This window comes from Klebsiella africana, from assembly GCF_020526085.1.
Classification (GTDB): Bacteria; Pseudomonadota; Gammaproteobacteria; order Enterobacterales; family Enterobacteriaceae; genus Klebsiella; species Klebsiella africana.
Window position 1 is genome coordinate 5,043,873 of record NZ_CP084874.1, and the last position, 17,612, is coordinate 5,061,484.

Below are 17,612 nucleotides of genomic sequence, written 5' to 3' on the forward strand. Positions count from 1 at the left end.
GGTCACCTGTATAGCCAGTAGGCGGTGCTTTCCACGTTAGCACCGCTGAGAATATAACGTTTAAGCGCGGCGGTGTTGCCCATCTGGGTCGCCACCCGCAGTGTAGAAAGTCCGCGCGAAGCGGCCCAGTACCGCGCCGCCTGCATCAGCTGCGCCCCGGCGCCGCGCCCGGCCAGCAGGCCGATACGCGCTTCGGTGGCACTGAGCTGGCGCAGGGAGACAAAAGCGCGAATATCGCCCTCAGGATGGCGGTAAATCAGGCACTGATGATCGAAGGTGCCGCGCACCGCATTTTCTATCCACTGGGCATAGAAGCGGCTGCTGGCATCGGCAGCGTACCAGGGCGCACGAAAGCGGCTCATGGCAAAGGCCTGCGCCGCCTGCTCGCGCAGCGGCGCAATATCCGATTCCACGGCGACGTCGGCGCCGGCATCAGCAGGGTTGCCCACCGGTAGCGTCAGATCGACCTCACCTTCCACCAGCTGAAAACCCAGCTGCTGTAGCGCGTCCAGCCGGACGGTGTCGCTGGCGGCGATCTTCGCCTGCACCCGCGACCACCCCGCCAGCGCCTCAGGCGTCAGCCGCGGCGCGTGCTCGTCAAAGCGCACGATCGCGCTGTTCACGGCAAAGAAGCGGTTCTCCCACTCCAGGGGATCAATACTGGCGCGGACGGGCACGGAGCAGGTCCAGCAGATATTGGCCGTAGCCGGTTTTTTCCAGCCTTTTCGCGGCGCGTTTGACGCCATCGTCGTCCAGCCAGCCGTTGCGCCAGCCGATCTCTTCCAGACAGGCGATTTTAAAGCCCTGACGCTTCTCTACCGTCTGCACGAACATGCTGGCCTCGATCAGGCTATCGTGGGTGCCGGTGTCCAGCCAGGCAAAACCACGGCCGAGCAGTTCGACGGTCAATGCGCCATCTTCAAGATACATCTGGTTGATGGAGGTGATTTCCAGCTCGCCGCGCTCGGACGGCTTGACCCGTTTGGCGTACTCCGTCACCTTGCCATCGTAGAAATAGAGGCCAGTGACCGCCCAGTTCGACTTCGGCTGCTTCGGCTTCTCTTCCAGCGACAGCGCGCGGAAGTTATCATCAAACTCCACCACGCCAAAGCGCTCAGGATCCATCACCTGATAGCCAAAAATCGTCGCTCCTTCCGTACGGGCAGCCACGCTGCGCAGCTTCGGGCTAAAGCTCTGGCCGAAGAAGATATTGTCGCCTAACACCAGGCACGCCGGTTCGCCGTTAAGAAAGGCTTCGCCGATGATAAACGCCTGGGCTAAACCATCCGGCGTCGGCTGTACGGCATAGTGCAGCGCAATGCCAAACTCTGAACCATCGCCGAGCAGGCGCTGGAAATCGCGCAGATCGTCCGGCGTGGTGATGATCAGGATCTCACGGATCCCGGCCAGCATTAATACCGACAGCGGGTAGTAGATCATCGGCTTATCGTAGATCGGCAACAGCTGCTTCGATACGCCGCGGGTGATGGGATGCAGTCGCGTTCCGGAACCACCCGCCAGAATAATACCTTTCATCATTCCCCCCAGAGATGATTAGCCTTGCAGCCCAAGACGCTCGCCCTGATAGCTTCCGTCCTGAACCTGACGCCACCATGTCTCATTCGCCAGATACCACGCCACGGTCTTACGCATACCGGAGGTAAAGGTCTCTGCCGGCGTCCAGCCCAGCTCGCGGGCAATCTTAGAGGCATCAATGGCATAGCGCAGATCGTGGCCCGGACGGTCGGCAACGAAGGTGATCAGATCGCGATAGTGCGCCACGCCCTGCGGTTTATGCGGCGCCAGCTCTTCCAGCAGCTGACAAATGGTTTCCACCACCTCGATGTTTTTACGTTCGTTATGACCGCCGATATTATAAGTTTCGCCCGGTTCGCCGCGGGTGGCCACCAGATACAGCGCCCTGGCATGATCTTCCACATATAGCCAGTCGCGGATCTGCTGCCCATTGCCATACACCGGCAGCGGCTTGCCCGCCAGCGCGTTGAGGATCGTCAGCGGGATCAGCTTCTCGGGGAAGTGATACGGGCCGTAGTTATTGGAGCAGTTGGTGATAAGCGTCGGCAGGCCATAGGTCCGCAGCCAGGCGCGCACCAGGTGGTCGCTGCTGGCTTTCGAGGCTGAATAGGGGCTGCTTGGCGCATAGGGCGTGGTCTCGGTAAAGAAATCATCGCTGCCGTGCAGATCGCCATACACTTCGTCGGTCGAGATATGATGAAAACGAAACGCCGATTTTTGCGCCGTAGCCAGGGTATTCCACCAGCTGCGGGCCGCCTCCAGCAGCGTATAGGTGCCTACGATATTGGTCTCGATAAACGCCGCCGGGCCGTCAATCGAACGATCGACATGGCTTTCCGCCGCCAGGTGCATCACCGTATCCGGTTGATGCTGACGGAAAATACGGTCCAGCTCGCGGCGGTCGCAGATATCTACCTGTTCAAAGGCGAAACGCGCATCCTGCGCCACTGGCGCCAGCGACATTAAATTGCCGGCATAGGTCAGTTTATCCACCACCACCACGCGATTGGCGGTGTGCTGGATAATCTCCCGCACCACCGCCGAACCAATGAAGCCCGCGCCGCCGGTGACCAGAATGGTTCTCACCGCCACACTCCTTTAGTGTCGACGATAAACGCCTGGGTAACGCTATCGCCGCTAACGGCTTTAAATTGGTTATGATCGACCAACATCACCAGCACATCGGCGCTAGCCAGCGCCGCCTCAAGGGTCGCCAGCGTACACAGACCGTCGAGTTTCTTCGGCAGCACGTGAATGTTGGGCTCAACCACCTGGGTCGTGCCGCTGTGCCAGCGGGCAATCTGCGCGGCAATTTCCATCGCCGGGCTTTCGCGCAGGTCGTCAATATTCGGCTTAAAGGCGAGGCCAAAACAGGCGATCGTCAGTTCGCTGGCCCGTTTGTTGGTGGCATTCAGGCAGTCCGCGACCTGGGCTTTCACCTGTTCGATAACCCATTCCGGCTTGTGGTCGTTGACCTCGCGAGCGGTGCGGATCAGACGCGCCTGCTGCGGGTTTTGCGCCACGATAAACCACGGATCGACAGCAATGCAGTGGCCGCCGACACCCGGGCCCGGCTGCAGGATATTGACCCGTGGATGGCGGTTTGCCAGGCGGATCAGTTCCCAGACGTTAATCCCCTGGTCGGCGCAAATCAGCGACAGTTCGTTAGCGAAGGCGATGTTGACGTCGCGGAAGCTGTTTTCCGTCAGCTTGCACATCTCGGCGGTGCGCGAGTTGGTCACCACGCATTCACCTTCGAGGAAAATTTTATACAGCTCGCTGGCGCGAGCGGAGCAGACCGGCGACATGCCGCCGATAACGCGGTCGTTTTTAATCAGCTCGACCATCACCTGACCGGGCAATACCCGCTCCGGGCAGTAGGCGATATTCACGTCCGCGGCGTCGCCCACCTGCTGAGGGAAGCTAAGATCCGGGCGCATCTCCGCCAGCCACTCGGCCATCTGTTCGGTGGAACCGACCGGCGAGGTGGACTCGAGGATCACCAGCGAGCCTTTCTTTAACGTCGGCGCAATGGATTTGGCGGCCGACTCGACAAACACCATATCCGGCTCGTGGCGATCTTTAAACGGCGTCGGCACGGCAATCAGGTAAGCATCCGCCGCCACCGGGGTGGTGGTGGCGCTTAAATACCCCTGCTCGACCGCGGTTTTCACCACGCTCGCCAGATCCGGCTCCACGATATGAATCTCTCCACGGTTAATGGTCTCCACGGCATGTTGATTAACATCAACGCCGACCACCCGCTTTTGCCGGGAGGCGAACGCGGCAGCGGTTGGCAGCCCGATATAGCCAAGGCCAATCACTGAAATGGTAGAAAAACTCATAACGTTACCTGATTATTTTTAAGTGCAGACAAAATGCGACGACATGCTTCGCCATCGCCATAGGGATTATGCGCGCGGCTCATCGCCTGGTATGCGGCATCATCCTCCAGCAGGCGCGTGACTTCCGCCACGATGCGCTGGCTGTCGGTGCCGACCAGACACACCGTGCCAGCGGCCACTGCTTCCGGACGTTCGGTCATATCGCGCATGACCAGTACCGGTTTCCCGAGAGAAGGGGCCTCTTCCTGAATGCCGCCAGAATCGGTCAGGATCAGCCAGGCGCGATCCATCAGCCAGACGAACGGCAGGTAATCCTGCGGCTCAATCAACATCACATTGTCAATATGACCAAGAATACGATTCACCGGCTCGCTGACGTTAGGATTCAGGTGAACCGGATAGACAATCTGCACCTCAGGGTGGGTATGGGCTATCTCCGCCAGCGCCTGGCAGATCTGTTCAAAACCGAGCCCAAAGCTTTCCCGCCGGTGGCCGGTAACCAGAATCATCTTTTTACCGTGGCTGATGAAAGGATAGCGCTGCAGCAGGGTCTCCCGTAGCGCTTCATCACCCCGCACCCGATCCCGCACCCAGAACAGGGCGTCAATGACCGTATTCCCGGTAACCGTGATGCGGCTGTCGGCAATATTTTCCCGCAGCAGGTTCTGCCGCGAGGTTTCCGTGGGGGCGAAATGGTATGTCGCCAGATGGCCGGTCAACGTACGGTTGCCCTCTTCCGGCCAAGGCGAACTTAAATCGCCGGTGCGCAGGCCGGCCTCTACGTGCCCCACCGGTATCCGCTGGTAAAATGCCGCCAGGCTCGCCGCCATGGTGGTCGTGGTATCGCCATGCACCAGCACCACGTCGGGTTTAAACGACTCCAGCACCGGCTTCAGCCCCTCAAGGATACGGCAGGTGATCTCAGTCAGCCCCTGCCCCGGCTTCATGATGTTGAGATCGTAGTCCGGGGCGATTGAGAATAATTTCAACACCTGATCGAGCATCTCCCGATGCTGCGCAGTCACGCATACTTTCGCCTCAAAATGAGGATCCTTTGCCAGCGCATGGACCAGAGGCGCCATCTTGATGGCTTCCGGCCTCGTGCCAAATACAGTTAGTACTTTCACATCGATTCTCTTCGATTAGGCAATGAAGGTCATCTGCCCTTCACCACAGGCCGCAATCACAGGACACGACGACGCGATAACGCCACGCCTGCGCCGATGAGCGCACCCACAATCCCCCACATCACCATCAGAAACACACGGCGCGGGCTATCGCGTTTTACAGGTTCTTCTGGCGTCCGCAAATACCGGTAAGTCTGAAAACGCGGATCCAACGTTGGACCGACGTTCAACGTGCTCAGCATGGCGCGATTCTGGTCGTAATCAAGATCATATTCCGGCCCGACGGCCTGCAGGTTTTCCAGCCTGGCCTGCAGCATCGGCCTGCCCAATAAAAATAGCTCTGAATCCGGCAACTGATCGGCAGGCACATCCGTTTCGCTACGTGAAATATTGTGTTGCTGGGCAACCTTCAGCGCCTGCTCCACGCTGTGCGTCCGGCGGTTGAAGATAGCCTCCGCCACCTCTTCCTGGCGCTTTACCTGCGCCTTCATCTGCACCGTCCGCGCCGCCCAAGCGCCTTTAAGCTCGTCGTTAAGATGGCCTGCCGCCCGCTGGCTGGCGAAAGCCACGTACTGACGCAGCAGATTATTGGCATCCTGCCCGGTTTCGGCGGTCAGTTTGACGCTGTCGTTAATGCTCTTGGCCGCATCGCCTGGCATAAACTGGATATTGTTAATCAGGTCATCCAGCATCGCCGCATCCGCGCGGGCGTTACCCGACTGACGCTGCTTGTAGTAGTCCGTTTGCAGCCAGAAATCGCGCCGGGTATCCCAGGAAGCCAGCTGCATGATGAACTCTTTATACGCTTCATCCATGGCGGAAGGCTGATCGACCGAGGCGAGGTCGGCTTTAATGTCCAGATTGCGTAAGAACTGCTGCTGGGAATAGTACCCCCCCAACATATTGACAGTAGGCCGATCGGTGATCGCCGTGGCGCTCCACTCCTGACGAGCAAAGAAGGTATACACCAGCACGATGGCGGCGAAGAGTACGGCGCCGCCGACTATCCAACCTTTTCCTGCCCATAAAGCGCGAAACAGCCCGCGAATATCCAGCTCGTTCTCAACGTTCACTGCTTGTGCTCCCGGTAATGGTTGAGTCATCACTTCCCCAGCTTTATTTGGTTAGTTTCGGATTATTGCCGCTGTGTCGCCGAATTCTGCGTCTGATGCGCTTAACCAGGCGCGCCACTTTCCAGGCGCGCTTAATACAGTAGCCATAAAGAAAGAAGGCTACCAAAAAGAGAATCAACATTACCCATTCCGGCACGATGCGGGTATATTCCGCCGCGACGCCAACCAGCGCCAGCAGAGCGGCGGCCAGGGTAATCAGGACGAACGCCTGGCGGGAAGTAAACCCAGCGCGCATGATCAAATGATGAATATGCTGACGGTCCGGTGAGAATGGACTCATGCCTTTGCGCAGACGGCGATACATAATCGCCACCATGTCCATCAACGGGATAGCGATAATCCACAGCGCGGTAACTGGGCTAATGGGATGCGTTTTACCTTGGGTGGTTTCCAGCAGGATCCAGATAATGGTGAAGCCAATCATCGTGCTGCCGGCGTCACCCATAAAGACTTTATAGCGGCGGCCGAGGGCGCCAAGGTTGAGAAGAATATAGGGCAGAATGGCGGCGATCATCGCGAAACACCACATCGCCAGGCTGTACTGACCATCAAACCAGAGGATGATCCCGGTTGCCGCAAAGGAGACCGAAGAGAGGCCGCCAAGCAGGCCGTCGATACCGTCGACCATGTTAAACGCATTGATGGCGGCCCATACGGCAAACAGGGTCAGGAAGAAGCCAAAAGGCCCCAGCACCAGTTCCCACGAGCCAAAAATAAAGCCCAGACTACTCAGATGCAGATTTCCTGCCATCATCATAATCACGGCGATCGCGGCCTGGATGACCGCGCGGATTTTTACGCTGATGTCGAAGCGATCGTCAAGCGCGCCAACCAGCACCAATACCCCCGCACAGGCCAGATACAGTGAGGCGTGAGGAATATAATAATCGGCGATGGCGAAGGTAAAACAGATGCCTGCATAAACTGAGATACCACCAACCAACGGAATCAACCCCTGATGCCGTTTGCGATAGTTTGGTTTATCCACTAACCCAATCTTTTTTGCCACTTTCCGCGCGACAAAAATAAAGAGGGTCGTGAATAAGAAAATACTGATTAATTCAGTAATAGCAGTGAGTAAATTCACAACGCATGTGCTCTCAGCATAGTTAATCCGGGAAGTATAGCGATGATGCCCCAACTCCAGAAGGGGAAAAGCAGAACATTACAAATTTATTGTATAGATTTTAGTCTGTTAAAGCTGTCTCCGCCTGCCGATCCGGCGCCATTATACGACAACTTTTGTCCGGCTTTCTCTGTCTCTGGATCATACAAACCCAAAAATGAAAACGCCACGCAAAGGCGTGGCGTTTTTGGCTTTTTTTACCTTACGAGCGCTTCATCATATCGAAGAAGTCATCATTCGTCTTGGTCATTGCCAGCTTATTGATGAGGAATTCCATCGCATCAATCTCACCCATCGGATGGATAATTTTGCGCAGGATCCACATTTTCTGCAGCTCTTCCTGAGTGGTAAGCAGCTCTTCTTTACGGGTACCGGAACGGTTGTAGTCGATAGCCGGGAAGACGCGTTTTTCAGCAATCTTACGAGAGAGGTGCAGTTCCATGTTACCGGTGCCTTTAAACTCTTCGTAGATAACTTCGTCCATTTTGGAGCCAGTATCGATCAGCGCCGTGGCGATGATGGTCAGGCTACCGCCCTCCTCGACGTTACGTGCCGCACCAAAGAAACGCTTCGGACGGTGCAGGGCGTTGGCGTCCACACCACCGGTCAGCACTTTACCGGAAGCCGGAACCACGGTGTTGTAGGCACGCGCCAGACGGGTAATAGAGTCGAGCAGGATGATAACGTCTTTCTTGTGTTCAACCAGACGTTTCGCTTTCTCAATAACCATCTCGGCAACCTGCACGTGACGGGATGCCGGCTCGTCAAAGGTGGAAGCAACCACTTCACCTTTCACCAGACGCTGCATCTCGGTCACTTCTTCCGGACGTTCGTCGATCAGCAGTACCATCAGCACACAGTCCGGGTGGTTGTATGCGATGCTCTGCGCGATGTTCTGCAGCAGCATGGTTTTACCGGCTTTCGGCGGCGCGACGATGAGGCCACGCTGGCCGCGGCCAATCGGGGAGGCCAGATCCAGTACGCGAGCGGTTAAGTCTTCGGTAGAACCGTTACCACGCTCCATACGCAGGCGAGAGTTCGCGTGCAGCGGCGTTAAGTTCTCGAACAGAATCTTGTTACGCGCGTTTTCCGGCTTGTCGTAGTTAACTTCGTTAACTTTCAGCAGCGCAAAGTAACGTTCACCCTCTTTCGGAGGACGAATCTTACCGGAAATGGTGTCACCAGTGCGGAGGTTGAAACGGCGGATTTGGCTGGGGGATACGTAGATGTCGTCAGGGCCGGCGAGGTAGGAGCTGTCTGCGGAGCGGAGGAATCCAAATCCATCCTGCAGTATCTCCAGTACGCCGTCGCCAAAGATATCTTCGCCACTCTTCGAATGCTGCTTGAGGATGGCAAAAATAATATCCTGCTTACGCATACGAGCCAGGTTTTCCAGCCCCATATTTTCGCCGAGAGTAATCAGCTCAGAAACCGGCGTATTCTTTAATTCGGTAAGATTCATAGTGGTGTGGGTTCTTAAACTCGGGGTAAATCTCGAACTTAATGTTGTGAATGGTATGGCAGGAACTTCCATGCCTGTTAACGGCCTTCATCTCGTGTCTGTACGTTGCCTGGTCACAGGAAAGAACGCAGAACTGAAACGACTAGACGGAATGAGTGAAAAGCCCGGAATTATTAGCTTCACGCGCATTTATGCGGGATGCTTCGGGTAAAACAAGATTCAAACAAGGTATGTTTAAAACGAAGTCTGTGGATTAACTTAGCACGACTCCAGCCGGGCGTCCAGAGTTCCGCAAAAAATAGGAATCTGGACGCCGGAACAGCAATTCGCTTACGCCAGGTTAGCGTCGAGGAACTCTTTCAGCTGACCCTTGGACAGTGCGCCAACTTTAGTGGCCGCCACTTCGCCGTTTTTGAACAGCAGCAGGGTTGGGATACCGCGAATGCCGTATTTCGGCGCAGTGCCCGGGTTCTGGTCGATGTTCAGCTTAGCTACGGTCAGTTTGCCCTGATACTCTTCAGCGATCTCATCCAGAATCGGGGCGATCATTTTGCACGGACCACACCACTCTGCCCAGAAATCGACGAGGGTCAGCCCGTCAGCCTTGAGTACGTCCGTGTCAAAACTGTCGTCAGTCAGGTGAATAATTTTATCGCTCATATTTAACTCCACAGGAATAAGCCTGGTGTGTTGGTGTCGTAGCCATCAACGACGCGCTGCGGCTACGTTATGCACGCTATTCTTCAGGATACCTCAATTCTCTGGCCTGCCAACTGGCGCAATCCATCATGGACTCGCCTGTTGACGCCAGGGTGCCCGAACGCGAACTGCATGCTGCAGATTTATCGCTCCCGACTCGCTTAGTGGTCTAAGCTATCCTGGATTCGTTCAGTTACCGTAGACGTACCTTGAATAATTTCGTACATCGCCAACGAAAGGTTGACGTTATTTCACCGGATACGCTTTCTTAATGCAATAGTTAGCTGATATTCTACCACACTATGAGCAAAACACATTTAACAGAACAGAAGTTTTCCGACTTCGCCCTGCACCCGGCAGTCATTGAAGCCCTTGAAAAGAAAGGGTTTCATAATTGTACACCCATTCAGGCCCTCGCCCTTCCGCTGACGCTGGAAGGCCGCGATGTCGCCGGGCAGGCGCAAACCGGTACCGGTAAAACGATGGCGTTTCTGACGTCAACGTTTCATTATCTTCTCTCTCACCCGGCTATCGCCGATCGCCAGGTTAACCAACCGCGCGCGCTGATTATGGCGCCGACGCGTGAACTGGCGGTACAGATCCACGCGGACGCTGAACCGCTGGCGCAGGCCACCGGTCTGAAGCTGGGTCTGGCTTACGGCGGCGACGGCTACGATAAACAGCTGAAAGTGCTGGAAAGCGGCGTCGATATTCTGATCGGTACCACCGGTCGTCTGATCGATTACGCAAAACAGAACCACATTAACCTCGGCGCGATTCAGGTTGTCGTGCTGGACGAAGCCGATCGCATGTACGATCTCGGCTTTATTAAAGATATCCGCTGGCTGTTCCGTCGTATGCCGCCGGCCGCACAGCGTCTTAACATGCTGTTCTCTGCCACCCTCTCTTACCGCGTCCGCGAACTGGCGTTCGAACAAATGAACAACGCCGAGTACGTGGAGGTAGAACCGGAGCAGAAAACCGGCCACCGTATTAAAGAAGAGCTCTTCTACCCTTCCAACGAAGAAAAAATGCGCCTGTTGCAGACGCTGCTGGAAGAAGAGTGGCCCGATCGCGCCATCGTCTTCGCTAATACCAAGCACCGCTGTGAAGATATTTGGGGCCATCTCGCCGCCGACGGCCATCGCGTAGGTCTGCTGACCGGCGACGTGGCGCAGAAAAAACGTCTGCGTATTCTCGACGAATTTACTCGTGGCGACCTCGATATTCTGGTCGCGACTGACGTTGCCGCTCGTGGCTTGCACATTCCGGCCGTGACTCATGTCTTTAACTACGATCTGCCGGACGACTGCGAAGATTACGTTCATCGCATTGGCCGTACCGGTCGCGCTGGCGCCAGCGGGCACTCTATCAGCCTCGCCTGTGAAGAGTATGCGCTGAACCTGCCGGCTATCGAAACCTATATTGGTCATTCCATTCCGGTCAGTAAATACAATCCGGACGCGCTGATGACCGATTTGCCTAAGCCGCTGCGCCTGACCCGTGCGCGCCCTGGCAACGGCCCGCGCCGCAGCGGTCCACCGCGCAATCGTCGTCGTTCAGGTTAAGAAATCTTATGTCATACACTCCGTCATTCAGAATCAGCCAGGGCGCCTTTCCCCGGCAACCCGCTCAGTTATATGGCTTGGGCACCACTGCCCTGTCGACCAGGGAGTCTTCTGAACGATGAAGAGTATGAGCTCCACCTCGCTGTATGCTGCCATTGATTTGGGCTCCAATAGTTTCCATATGTTGGTGGTGCGCGAGGTGGCAGGCAGTATCCAGACGCTGAGCCGCATTAAGCGCAAGGTACGTCTGGCGGCCGGGCTAAATAGCGACAATACGCTCTCCGCTGAGGCGATGGAGCGTGGCTGGCAGTGTTTACGCCTGTTTGCCGAACGCCTGCAGGATATTCCGCCGACGCAAATTCGCGTCGTGGCCACCGCCACGCTACGCCTTGCCGTCAATGCGGGTGATTTTCTGGCGAAAGCGCAGGAGATCCTCGGCACCCCAGTGCAGGTGATCAGCGGCGAAGAAGAAGCACGTCTGATTTATCAGGGTGTCGCCCACACCACCGGCGGCGCCGATCAGCGTCTGGTGGTCGACATCGGTGGCGCCAGTACCGAGCTGGTGACCGGGACCGGCGCACAAACAACCTCGCTGTTTAGCCTGTCGATGGGCTGTGTCACCTGGCTTGAACGCTATTTTGCCGACCGTAGTCTGACGAAAGAAAATTTCGATCTCGCCGAAGCGGCTGCACGCGAGGTGTTACTGCCTGTCGCCGATGTGCTGCGCTATCACGGATGGAAAGTGTGCGTCGGCGCTTCCGGCACCGTTCAGGCTTTGCAGGAAATTATGATGGCGCAGGGGATGGATGAACGCATCACCCTCGCCAAACTCCAGCAGCTTAAACAGCGCGCCATCCAGTGCGGACGTCTGGAAGAGCTGGAGATCGAAGGCTTAACCCTTGAGCGGGCGCTGGTGTTTCCTAGCGGGCTGGCGATCCTGATCGCTATCTTCAGCGAACTCAATATTCAGTGTATGACCCTCGCGGGCGGCGCGTTACGCGAAGGTCTGGTGTACGGCATGCTGCATCTCTCTGTTGAACAGGACATCCGCAGCCGCACCCTGCGCAATATTCAGCGTCGTTTTATGATCGACACCGAACAGGCCCAGCGTGTGGCCGCTCTCGCCAGCCATCTGCTAAACCAGCTGGATGGCAGTTGGGAGCTGGATCCGCTGAGCCGGGATTTGCTCCTCAGCGCTTGTGCGCTGCATGAGATTGGATTGAGCGTGGATTTCAAACGCGCGCCACAGCACGCTGCCTATCTGGTCAATAACCTCGACCTGCCGGGCTTTACCCCGGCGCAGAAGAAGCTGATTGCCACGCTGCTCCTTAACCAGACGAACGCTATCGACCTCTCTTCGCTTCATCAGCAGAATGCCGTCCCGCCGCGGGTGGCTGAGCATCTGTGTCGTCTGCTGCGACTGGCAATCCTGTTTGCCAGCCGACGGCGCGACGATCTGTTGCCCGCTATTCAACTGACCGCTCAAGACGAACAATTGACGCTGATATTGCCGGGAAACTGGCTTGATGAACATCCGCTGGGTCGGGAGATGGTCGATCAGGAGTGTCAGTGGCAAAGCTACGTCCACTGGATACTTCGGGTCGCCAGCGGCGATACGCTGAAATAATATCCAGCCAGGAGGGCGGATGCGGGAAGAACTGGATTTCAAATCGCTACGCTTTTTCTCTGCGCTCTACCGCTTGGGCAATGTTTCTCCAGCAGCGGACGCGCTCGATATCAGCCAGCCCACCGGCAGCCTTTTGCTGAAAAAACTACGGGACCATTTTGCTGACCCGCTGTTTGTCCGGGTCGGGCAGCGGATGATCCCGACGCCGCGAGCGGACGCGATCGCCCCCACCATCTCGACTCTTCTCCAGCTTGCCGATAACGATTTAGCGGTCAAACCTGAATTTCTTCCCCAGCAGAGCCAGCGTAATTTTACGATCGGTATGACCGATATCAGCCAAATGACACTGCTGCCTTTATTACAAATTGCGCTCCAGCAGCAGGCGGCGGACGGGATCACCTTTACAGTGCAGAATCTGGATGAGCAGACCCTCAACGCCCTTGAATCAGGGAAATGTGATCTCGCGATCGGCTATCTGACCCAGCTTCCGGACAGCATCTATCAACAACATCTCTTCGATCAATCGTATGTCTGCCTGGCGGCGGAAAATCACCCGCGTATTCGAACGCAGCTTCGCGCCGAAGACTGGCGGCAGGAAAAACATCTGGCGATCCGCGTGGAGGGTACCGCCCATGGCGATATGGATAAATTGCTGGATGAACACAGTATGCCCCGGCGAATCGCGCTGACGCTGCCGAGCTTTTTAGGGACTGGGGAGCTGGTGGCCGAGAGCGACATGATTGCCGTCGTCCCGGAACAGGTAGCGCGGCATATCACCCGGCGCTACCCCTGCCGGAGCTGGCCGCTGCCTTTTCCCCTCGCCAATATTGCCATCCGTCAGGTCTGGCATCAGCGGCTGCATCGCGATCCCGGCCATATCTGGCTGCGCTCGCTGGTCGCTACGCTTGCCGATCCCGCTCAGCAAAGTGACTCTATTAAGATTTAAGCTGCACGATATCCTGCTGTATTGGTTTTATTGATAACCCGTATTACGTTTGGTTTATTGCTGTCAATACGTGAAAGCTTTTATTCTCCTCGCATCAAGCCACACTGACTAATATAGTAAGGAATATATCATGCGCGGAAAAATCGCTTTAGAAGAACACGTCTCCACTCCTGAAAACAACCGTCTGTGGGATTCAACTGGTGAAGCCGGCCGTAACGGTACAGAATATATGAAAGACGTTGAACGTCGCCTGCTGGATCGCAGTATTCAGCTGGAAGAAATGGCGCAGCGTAATATTGACCATGTAATTCTTTCCCTGACCTCACCTGGTGCGCAATCTATTTTAGATAAAGCCAAAGCGGTCTCTTTTGCTCGTGACACTAACGATTTTATCGTTGAGAATTATGTGAAGCCAAATCCGGATAAATTCAGCGCCTTCGCGACCCTGGCATTGCAGAATCCGGAAGCGGCGGCGGAAGAGCTGGAACGCGCCGTGAAAAAATTAGGCATGAAAGGTGCGTTGATCAATGGCTACACCAACGTTAAAGATAGCGAGCATGGCCTGTATCTTGATGACGAATCCATGCTGGTATTCTGGGATAAGGTCAACGAGCTGAACGTGCCTGTTTACCTGCATCCTCGTGAACCGCTGGAAGGCCCGGCTCGTGGCATTTACACCGGTTACGAAAGCCTGATCGGCTCCGCCTGGGGCTTCGCTCAGGAAACAGCCGTTCATGCTATTCGTCTGATGATGAGCGGCCTGTTCGATCGTTATCCTAACCTCAATCTGGTCCTGGGCCACCTCGGCGAAGGGCTGGTTCATATGCTGCCGCGTACTCAACATCGTCTCTATCGTCAGCGTTTCGGCTGCGGTCTGGGTAAAGCGGAAAAACCGTTAATGCACTATCTGCAGAATAACTTCATTGTCACCACCAGCGGCCATTTCAATACCCATTCACTGAATAATGCCATTGAAGTCATGGGTGCGGATCGCGTGATGTTCTCTGTCGATTATCCATATGAAGATATTCATCAGGCTTGTGACTGGTTTGATCCTTTAGAACTTGAAGCAGGCCTGAAAGATAAAATCGCCTGGGGTAATGCCAGCCGCGTATTTAACATTAAATAATTAATTTAAATATTTCAGGGCCTGTATATTCAGGCCCTGACTTTTATTAGGGATAATAAATTATGGCTATAGGTATATTTGTCTGTAGCGGTTCACTTCTCGTCGGTGCGCTGGCGGGCGCTTCACTGAATCGTTTTATTCCGGAACATTTCAAAAAAACCTTACCGTTGATCGCCGGACTGATCTCAATCAGTATGGGCATATTCTTTGTCAATAAATTACATAACCTGCCACCCATTGCTCTGGCTATTATTGTCGGCACGATTATTGGCGGCCTGTTGAATATTGAAAAATGGATTGAACGAGCCGGAACCAAGCTGCGCAGCCCCATTGAACGTATTTTCCCGGCGCAGTCCAGCGCCAGCGTCAGTGCGGAAGACTTTATGAATCAGTTTATCGCTGTGTTGATCCTGTTCTGCGCCAGCGGTACCGGCATCTTCGGTGCCTTAACCGAAGGGATGACCGGCGACCCGACCATTCTGCTGACCAAGTCGATCCTCGACTTTTTCACTGCCGCGATTTTCGCCTCCACGCTGGGGTATATCATCACCGTGATCTTTATTCCCCAGCTGATTGTTTTCATTATCCTGTTTTTCGCGGCAACCTTTATCATGGCGTTAATTAATCCGTCAATGATCGCTGACTTCACCGCCTGTGGCGGCATCATTATGCTGGCGACCGGTTTTCGTCTGTGCGGGATCCGCGCCTTTCCCACCGCCAATATGCTACCCTCGCTGATTCTGGTGATGCCCTTCTCCGCCGCCTGGCAGCAGTTTGTAGCCTGAGACGTTAAGTTTTTTTCGCCTTTGCCAGCATCGCCCGAATATTGGCGACGTTGGCCTGGCCTTTTTGCATCCGCTCTTCAGGCGTAATGATTTTGCGTGCCTGCTCCCAGATAAGGTCGTCCTGAGGTAGCTCCAGCAGAAAACGGCTCGGTTCTGGACGCACCAGCTCGCCATACTGCCGGCGTTCCTTACAGAGCGTAAAAGTCAGCTCTTTCTGCGCACGGGTGATGCCGACGTAGGCCAGGCGGCGCTCTTCATCGACGTTATCTTCATCGATGCTGCTCTGATGCGGGAGTAACCCCTCTTCCATTCCCACCAGATAGACGTACGGGAACTCCAGCCCCTTCGATGCATGGAGGGTCATCAGCTGCACCTGATCCAGCTCTTCATCCGATTCGCCGCGCTCCATCATGTCGCGCAGGGTAAAGCGGGTGACCACCTGCGTCAGGGTCATCGGCTCATCTATTTCGCTGCCTTCCAGCATCTCGGTCATCCAGGTAAACAGCTGGTTGACGTTTTTCATGCGCATTTCCGCGGCTTTCGGGCTGGGCGAGGTTTCATACAGCCAGGATTCGTAGTCAATTCCGCGGATCAAGTCGCGCACGGCGTTGACCGGCTCGCGTTCGGCCAGCTGCTGGATCTCCCGTAGCCAGTGGGTGAAACGGGTGAGGGATTCATAGCCACGACCGGTCAGCGTCTGACTCAGGCCCATATCAAAGCTGGCGGTGAATAAGCCTTTGTTACGGCCCATCGCCCATTCGCCGAGCTTTTGCAGCGTCGCCGGGCCGATCTCGCGCTTCGGCGTGTTGACGATACGCAGGAAGGCGCTGTCGTCATCCGGGTTGGTCAACACGCGCAGATAGGCCAGCAAATCTTTAATTTCCGGACGCGAAAAGAACGACGTGCCGCCGGAGATTTTGTACGGGATGCGGTTCTGCATCAGCATCTTTTCAAAGACCCGCGATTGATGGTTGCCGCGGTAAAGGATCGCGTAATCTTTATAGTTGGTTTTATTAATAAAGTGGTGGGCGATCAACTCCCCGGCCACGCGCTCCGCTTCATGATCCTCATTGTTGGCAGAGAGCACTTTCAGCTCCGCGCCATATCCCAGCTCGGAGAACAGCCGCTTTTCAAAGACGTGTGGATTATTGGCGATCAAAATGTTGGCGGCTTTCAGAATACGCCCGGATGAGCGGTAGTTCTGCTCAAGCTTGATCACCTGCAGCGCCGGGAAGTCCTGGCTAAGCAGCACCAGATTCTGCGGCCGCGCGCCGCGCCACGAGTAGATCGACTGATCATCGTCACCTACCACGGTAAAGCGTGCCCGCTGACCCACCAGCAGCTTCACCAGCTCATACTGACTGGTATTGGTATCCTGATACTCATCCACCAGCAGGTAGCGGATCTTATTTTGCCAGCGCTCGCGCACCTCCTCGTTGCGCTGCAGTAGCAGCGTCGGCAGCAGGATCAGATCGTCAAAATCGAGGACATTGCAGGCCTTCATGTGCGCATCGTATAACCCATAGCAGTGGGCGAAAATACGATCCCGTTCGCCTTTCGCGCCAGCGGCGGCCTGCGCCGGGGTTTTCAGATCGTTTTTCCAGTTGGAGATCGTCGAGATCAGCTGCTGAAGCACCACTTTGTCATCTTCGATCAACCCTTCGGTCAGCTCCTTGAGCAGCGCCACCTGGTCAGTATCGTCGAATAAGGAAAAGTTAGACTTCATACCCAACGCAGCGTATTCCCGCTTGATGATATCCAGCCCCAGGGTGTGGAAAGTGGAGATCATCAGGCCGCGCGCCTCTTTGCGCCCCAGCGTTTGCCCAACGCGCTCTTTCATCTCGCGCGCGGCTTTGTTGGTAAAGGTTACGGCCGCGATATGGCGCGCCTGATAGCCGCAGCCGCGGATCAGGTGGGCGATTTTATTAGTAATAACGCGGGTCTTACCGGAACCGGCGCCCGCCAGCACCAGGCACGGTCCGGTAACGAATTCGACGGCTTGTTGTTGGCCAGGGTTTAAACGCATGGGAGTCTTGCTCAATCTTCGAACGGGGTGGGGATTGTAGCAGAAAGCGGAGCCGAGATTTACTGACTGATGGTAAAGTGTCAGCCACGCAAACCATCCTGAG

15 protein-coding genes are annotated in these 17,612 nt (G+C 55.7%); 5 read left to right on the forward strand and 10 right to left on the reverse strand.

Features of this window, described 5'->3' with window-relative positions:
* Positions 1–2: 2 nt before the first annotated feature.
* The 9 genes from rffC to trxA all read right to left on the reverse strand — a co-directional run bounded on the left by rffC (position 3) and on the right by trxA (position 9,389).
* A complete protein-coding gene (gene rffC / locus LGL98_RS24215; RefSeq protein ID WP_136031921.1) occupies positions 3–677 on the reverse strand; it encodes a dTDP-4-amino-4,6-dideoxy-D-galactose acyltransferase in 675 nt (224 codons plus the stop codon).
* Positions 655–1,536, reverse strand: coding sequence for a glucose-1-phosphate thymidylyltransferase RfbA (rfbA, locus tag LGL98_RS24220; protein WP_002883307.1), 882 nt, complete (start codon positions 1,534–1,536; stop codon positions 655–657). The genes rffC and rfbA overlap by 23 nt, the downstream gene beginning before the upstream one ends.
* Before the next feature lie 18 nt (positions 1,537–1,554).
* Complete coding sequence (gene rffG, locus LGL98_RS24225; RefSeq protein WP_136031900.1) at positions 1,555–2,622, reverse strand: dTDP-glucose 4,6-dehydratase; 1,068 nt, start codon at positions 2,620–2,622, stop codon at positions 1,555–1,557.
* Complete coding sequence (gene wecC, locus LGL98_RS24230) at positions 2,619–3,881, reverse strand: UDP-N-acetyl-D-mannosamine dehydrogenase (RefSeq protein ID WP_136031902.1); 1,263 nt, start codon at positions 3,879–3,881, stop codon at positions 2,619–2,621. The genes rffG and wecC overlap by 4 nt, the downstream gene beginning before the upstream one ends.
* On the reverse strand, positions 3,878–5,008 hold the full coding sequence (wecB, locus tag LGL98_RS24235; protein ID WP_136031904.1) for a non-hydrolyzing UDP-N-acetylglucosamine 2-epimerase: 1,131 nt from the start codon (positions 5,006–5,008) through the stop codon (positions 3,878–3,880). The genes wecC and wecB overlap by 4 nt, the downstream gene beginning before the upstream one ends.
* Before the next feature lie 56 nt (positions 5,009–5,064).
* Positions 5,065–6,111 (reverse strand): ECA polysaccharide chain length modulation protein, encoded by a 1,047-nt coding sequence (gene wzzE / locus LGL98_RS24240; protein WP_002883296.1) that lies wholly within the window; start codon positions 6,109–6,111, stop codon positions 5,065–5,067.
* Positions 6,112–6,124: 13 nt separating this feature from the next.
* Positions 6,125–7,228: a UDP-N-acetylglucosamine--undecaprenyl-phosphate N-acetylglucosaminephosphotransferase gene (gene wecA, locus LGL98_RS24245; RefSeq protein WP_004886849.1), complete on the reverse strand. Its 1,104-nt coding sequence runs from the start codon at positions 7,226–7,228 to the stop codon at positions 6,125–6,127.
* Positions 7,229–7,469: 241 nt separating this feature from the next.
* The gene (gene rho, locus LGL98_RS24250; protein ID WP_002883293.1) at positions 7,470–8,729 is read right to left on the reverse strand and encodes a transcription termination factor Rho; all 1,260 of its coding nucleotides are present in this window, start codon (positions 8,727–8,729) and stop codon (positions 7,470–7,472) included.
* 330 nt (positions 8,730–9,059) lie between these two features.
* A complete protein-coding gene (gene trxA / locus LGL98_RS24255; RefSeq protein ID WP_002883224.1) occupies positions 9,060–9,389 on the reverse strand; it encodes a thioredoxin TrxA in 330 nt (109 codons plus the stop codon).
* 341 nt (positions 9,390–9,730) lie between these two features.
* Between trxA and rhlB the strand changes: the two genes are divergently transcribed.
* The 5 genes from rhlB (at position 9,731) to LGL98_RS24280 (ending at position 15,483) form a co-directional block, all read left to right on the forward strand.
* The gene (gene rhlB, locus LGL98_RS24260) at positions 9,731–10,996 is read left to right on the forward strand and encodes an ATP-dependent RNA helicase RhlB (protein WP_095033586.1); all 1,266 of its coding nucleotides are present in this window, start codon (positions 9,731–9,733) and stop codon (positions 10,994–10,996) included.
* A gap of 118 nt (positions 10,997–11,114) precedes the next feature.
* Positions 11,115–12,623, forward strand: coding sequence for a guanosine-5'-triphosphate,3'-diphosphate diphosphatase (gene gppA / locus LGL98_RS24265; RefSeq protein ID WP_168435307.1), 1,509 nt, complete (start codon positions 11,115–11,117; stop codon positions 12,621–12,623).
* A gap of 19 nt (positions 12,624–12,642) precedes the next feature.
* Positions 12,643–13,569, forward strand: coding sequence for a LysR family transcriptional regulator (locus LGL98_RS24270; protein ID WP_136031906.1), 927 nt, complete (start codon positions 12,643–12,645; stop codon positions 13,567–13,569).
* Between the two features lie 130 nt (positions 13,570–13,699).
* Positions 13,700–14,698, forward strand: coding sequence for an amidohydrolase family protein (locus LGL98_RS24275; RefSeq protein ID WP_136025576.1), 999 nt, complete (start codon positions 13,700–13,702; stop codon positions 14,696–14,698).
* 62 nt (positions 14,699–14,760) lie between these two features.
* Positions 14,761–15,483: a DUF554 domain-containing protein gene (locus LGL98_RS24280; protein ID WP_136031907.1), complete on the forward strand. Its 723-nt coding sequence runs from the start codon at positions 14,761–14,763 to the stop codon at positions 15,481–15,483.
* Positions 15,484–15,487: 4 nt separating this feature from the next.
* Here the strand turns inward: LGL98_RS24280 and rep are convergent, their stop codons facing one another.
* Positions 15,488–17,509: a DNA helicase Rep gene (rep, locus tag LGL98_RS24285; protein WP_136031909.1), complete on the reverse strand. Its 2,022-nt coding sequence runs from the start codon at positions 17,507–17,509 to the stop codon at positions 15,488–15,490.
* Between the last annotated feature and the right edge of the window lie 103 nt (positions 17,510–17,612).